Genomic DNA, 4,520 nt, shown 5'->3' with positions numbered 1-4,520 from the left:
GTCGCGGCCGAGGGCCGCTCGCGCGCCCACCTCGGCGGCCGCAGCGTCCCGCAGTCGGTGCTCGCCGAGCTCGCCGAGGACCTGGTGACCGTGCACGGGCAGGCCGACCAGGCCCGCCTGCGCTCACCGGCCCGGCAGCGTGAGGCGCTCGACGCCTTCGCCGGCGCCGCCCACGAGGCGACCCTGGCCGACTACCGCGACGACTGGTCCGAACGGGCCCGCCTCGACACCGAGATCGACGACCTCACGAACCGCACCCAGGACGCCGCGCGCGAGGCCGGCCTGCTGCGCCTGGGGCTCGACGAGGTCGAGCGGATCGCCCCGCAGCCCGGGGAGGACCTCGAGCTCGTCGCCGAGGCGGACCGGCTCGGGCACGGTGAGGACCTGCGCGCCGCGGCGTCCACGGCGCACGACACCCTCGCCGGGGACCCCGACGCGGTCGACGACACCGCCGCGACGTTCGCCGTCGACCGGGCGCGGCGCGCGCTCGAGCAGGCCGGCGAGCACGACCCCGAGCTGGCGTCCCTTGCGGGCCGGCTCGCCGAGGTCGGCTACCTGCTCGCGGACATCTCCGCCGAGCTGTCCGGGTACCTGCAGGACCTCGAGGCGGACCCGCGCCGGCTCGAGGCCGTCCAGCAGCGACGGGCCGAGCTCGGCACGCTCACCCGTAGCTACGGCGAGGACGTCGACGCCGTGCTGGCCTGGGCCCAGACCGCGGGCCTGCGCCTGCTCGAGCTCGACGGCGGCGGAGACCGGCTCGAGCGCCTCACCGCGCGCCGCGACAAGGTCGTCGCGAGCCTGACCAAGCGCGCGCAGACCCTCACGACCGGTCGCCGGAAGGCCGCCAAGACCCTCGCGGCCGCCGTGACCGGGGAGCTCGCCGGTCTCGCGATGGCCGGTGCGCAGCTGCGCGTCGACATCGAGGACCTTGCGGGCGGCGGCCCCTGGGGCGCCGACACGGTCGAGATGCTGCTCGTGCCGCACGCGGGCGCACCGGCCCGGCCGCTGGGCAAGGGCGCGTCGGGGGGTGAACTGTCCAGGGTCATGCTCGCGATCGAGGTCGCGCTGGCGACCGCCCCGGAATCGGGTGCGCGCCGCCCGCCGACGTTCGTGTTCGACGAGGTCGACGCCGGGGTCGGCGGCAAGGCGGCGATCGAGGTCGGCCGGCGCCTCGCCCGGCTCTCGCGCGGTTCGCAGGTGCTCGTGGTGACCCACCTGGCCCAGGTCGCGGCCTTCGCGGACACCCATCTGGTGGTGACGAAGTCCACATCCGGGGGCATCGACACGGTCACCGATTCGGACGTGCACCCGGTCACCGGGACCGAGCGCGTGCGTGAGCTGGCCCGGATGCTGTCCGGGCAGGAGGAGTCCGCGGCGGCCCGTGAGCACGCCGCTGAGCTTCTCGACCTGTCGGGCGTGGGACGATGACTCACAATGAGACTGACCTTTCGTAGACGCGCGCCCCAACCCGTCGAGTCCGGGACCGCTGGTCCGGTACGCGTCGACCCTCGAACCAAGGACCTGACGAAGCGCCTGCACGCGGGCGACGTCGCGGTGATCGACCACCTCGACATCGACCGGGTGGCCGCTGACGCGCTCGTCGCGAAGGCGCCCGCCGCGGTGCTGAACGCCGCCAAGTCGACGTCGGGCCGCTACCCGAACCTCGGCCCGGAGATCCTCGTCGCCGCCGGCATCCCGCTGATCGACGACCTCGGGCCCGACATCATGTCGCTCACCGACGGTCGCCTGGTGCAGATCGTCGGCGGGAAGGTGCTCGACGGCGAGAACGTCCTCGCCGAGGGCACCGAGCAGACCCCCGCGACGATCGAGGTCGACCTCGCGAACGCCCGCGAGGGCCTGTCCGACCAGCTGGAATCGTTCGCGGCGAACACGATGGACTACCTGCGCCGCGAACGTGACCTGCTGCTCGACGGCGTCGGCGTGCCCGACATCAAGACGGTCATCGACGGCCGGCACGTGCTGATCGTGGTACGCGGCTACCACTACAAGGCGGACCTCGCGACGCTGCGCCCGTACATCGTGGAGTACCGGCCGGTGATGATCGGCGTCGACGGCGGCGCGGACGCGATCCTCGAGGCCGGCTGGACCCCGCAGCTCATCGTCGGCGACATGGACTCCGTGTCGGACAAGGCGCTCAAGTGCGGCGCCGAGATCGTGGTGCACGCCTACCGCGACGGCAAGGCGCCCGGCCTGGAACGGGTCGCGGCGCTCGGCGTCGAGCACGTCGTGTTCCCGGCGACCGGCACCAGCGAGGACGTCGCGATGCTGCTCGCCGACGACAAGGGCGCCGAGCTGATCGTCGCGCTCGGCACGCACGTGACCCTCGTGGAGTTCCTCGACAAGGGCCGCTCGGGCATGGCGAGCACGTTCCTCACCCGGCTGCGCGTGGGCAGCAAGCTGGTCGACGCGAAGGGCGTCTCGCGGCTGTACCGCGCCCGGATCTCCAACAGCCAGCTCATCATGCTCGTCGTCGCGGGCCTGCTCGCCCTGACCGTCGCGCTCGCGTCGACCGCCGCCGGCCAGACGCTGTTCGGCCTGTTCGGGGCCCGTTTCGACGACCTGTTCTCCTGGGTCGGTTCGCTGTTCGGCGGCGCCTGATGCGCGCCGCGCAGAACCGGACCGCCCGACCCGCTCTCGAGGAAAAGACCGCACCGTGATCGACTTTCGTTACCACATCGTCTCGCTGATCTCCGTCTTCATCGCGCTCGCCGTCGGCATCGCGCTGGGCGCGGGACCGCTCAAGGAGACCATCGGGGACAGCCTGACCGGACAGGTCGACCAGCTGCGCCAGGACCGGGACGGGCTGCGCACCAACCTCACCGCGGCCCAGACCGCGCAGGCGAACCAGAGCACCTACCTCGCCGCCGCCGCGCCGCGGCTGCTGGACGGTGCCCTCGCGGACCGCCGGGTCGCCGTCGTGACGCTCGGCCCGGTCGACAAGGACGTGACCGCCGCGGTCGCGAAGCAGCTCAAGGCCTCCGGCGCCACCGTGAGCGCCCAGGTCGCCGTCACCGACAGCTGGGGCGACTCGTCGCTGCGCAGCTTCCGGCAGGCGCTCGCCGGCAACCTGGCCACGTACCTGAAGCCGGCCCCCGCGAAGGACGCCAGCACCGAGACCGAGCTGGCCGAGGCGCTCGTGCAGGGCCTCACCACGTCCGACGCGTCCTCGCCGGACAAGCTGGCGGAGTCCGCGAGCCTGATGCTCCAGCTCCTCGCCGACGCCGACAGCAACCTCATCACCGTGGCCGACGCAGTCAAGGCCCCGGCCGACGACGTCGTGATCCTCACCGCCTCGGACCTCAAGGACAAGACGGCCACCGCGGCGGCGGACGACGTCGTCGCCTCGCAGGTCGCGATCGCGAAGGCGGCCGCCGCGCGCTCCGAGGGGTCCGTCGTCGCCGACACGAACGCGACGTCGGGCGACGTCGTCTCGACGATCCTCGCCGACGACACCCTCGCCAAGTCCCTGACCACGGTCACCGGGGTCAACGACGTGACGGGTCAGGTCTCCGTCCCGCTCGCCCTGAACACGACCATCACCGGCGTCGCCGGCGGGCACTACGGCTTCGGGGACGGCGAGAAGGCCTTCCCGAGGGCCGGCCACCTGCCGCTGCTGGATCGAGCGAAGGCCGCAGCCGGCAAGGTGGCCCAGGGTTGAGCCTCGGGACCGGCCGTCGCTGGGTGACCGCCGCCGCCGCGGGCGTCACCACGCACCGCCTGCGCGCCGCGCTCGGAACCATCGCGGGCGAGCACGCCGCTGAGGCGACCACGGTCGCGCCGGTCCCCCCGGTCCCGCCCACCGCGTTCGCCGCGCTGCTGACCGGGCTGGTCGGGGACCCCGTCCGTTGGATCCGCACCAACCACCGCGGCGAGACCGTCAGCCTGCTCGAGGGACCGGCGACCGCGGCCGGCCTGCTGGTCGGCGGCGTGCTCGGCGCCCCGGACGCGCGCGGCGCGCTCGCCGCGACCGTCGCGACCGCGGGCGGTGCGACGTTCGGCCTGATCGACGACCTCACCCAGGACCCGCACCAGGCCAAGGGCCTGCGCGGGCACCTCGGCGCGCTGCGGCACGGCACGCTCACCACCGGCGGGCTCAAGGTCCTCGGCATCGGTGCGAGCGGCCTGCTCGCCGCCGCCATCGCGACCCCCACCCGCCGGGCCGACGGCGCCCCGGTCGCCCGCTTCGGCTGGGCATTCGACGTCGCCACCTCCGGGGCGCTGATCGCCGCGACCGCGAACCTGATCAACCTGCTCGACCTGCGGCCCGGCCGCGCGCTCAAGGGCGCCGCGATCCTCGCCGCCCCGCTGGCCCTCACCGACGGTGCTGGCTCGGGGCTGGCGGCGGGCGTCGTCGGCGCGGCCGCCGGCTCGGCGGAGGACGACCTCGCCGAGCGCGACATGCTCGGCGACGGCGGCGCCAACGCGCTCGGTGCGCTCGTCGGCACCGCGGTCGTGCTCGGCGCACCCCGCGTGGTCCGGCTCGCGGTGCTCGCGGGCGC

General features: G+C 74.2%; 4 protein-coding genes. All 4 read left to right on the top strand.

The genetic code is table 11. From position 1 onward, the window contains the following. Positions 1-1,428 (top strand): DNA repair protein RecN (gene recN, locus VIM26_RS16095; RefSeq protein WP_331952963.1); only part of this gene is annotated, 1,428 nt, incomplete at its 5' end. A gap of 6 nt (positions 1,429-1,434) precedes the next feature. Beyond that, positions 1,435-2,619, top strand: a complete 1,185-nt coding sequence (gene steA, locus VIM26_RS16090) for a putative cytokinetic ring protein SteA (protein ID WP_331952961.1) — start codon at positions 1,435-1,437, stop codon at positions 2,617-2,619. Positions 2,620-2,674: 55 nt separating this feature from the next. Further along, on the top strand, positions 2,675-3,679 hold the full coding sequence (locus VIM26_RS16085) for a copper transporter (protein ID WP_331952959.1): 1,005 nt from the start codon (positions 2,675-2,677) through the stop codon (positions 3,677-3,679). Further along, on the top strand, positions 3,676-4,520 hold an 845-nt coding region (locus VIM26_RS16080; RefSeq protein WP_331952957.1), incomplete at its 3' end, for a hypothetical protein. The genes VIM26_RS16085 and VIM26_RS16080, both read left to right, overlap by 4 nt.

Source organism: Pengzhenrongella sp. (assembly GCF_036565025.1).
Lineage (GTDB): Bacteria > Actinomycetota > Actinomycetes > Actinomycetales > Cellulomonadaceae > Pengzhenrongella.
This window is presented reverse-complemented; position numbering and strand designations above follow the sequence as displayed.

Bases quoted from the DNA above. Each gene is read 5' to 3' on its own strand.
- steA (WP_331952961.1), top strand. From the start codon at position 1,435: ATGAGACTGACCTTTCGTAGACGCGCGCCCCAACCCGTCGAGTCCGGG.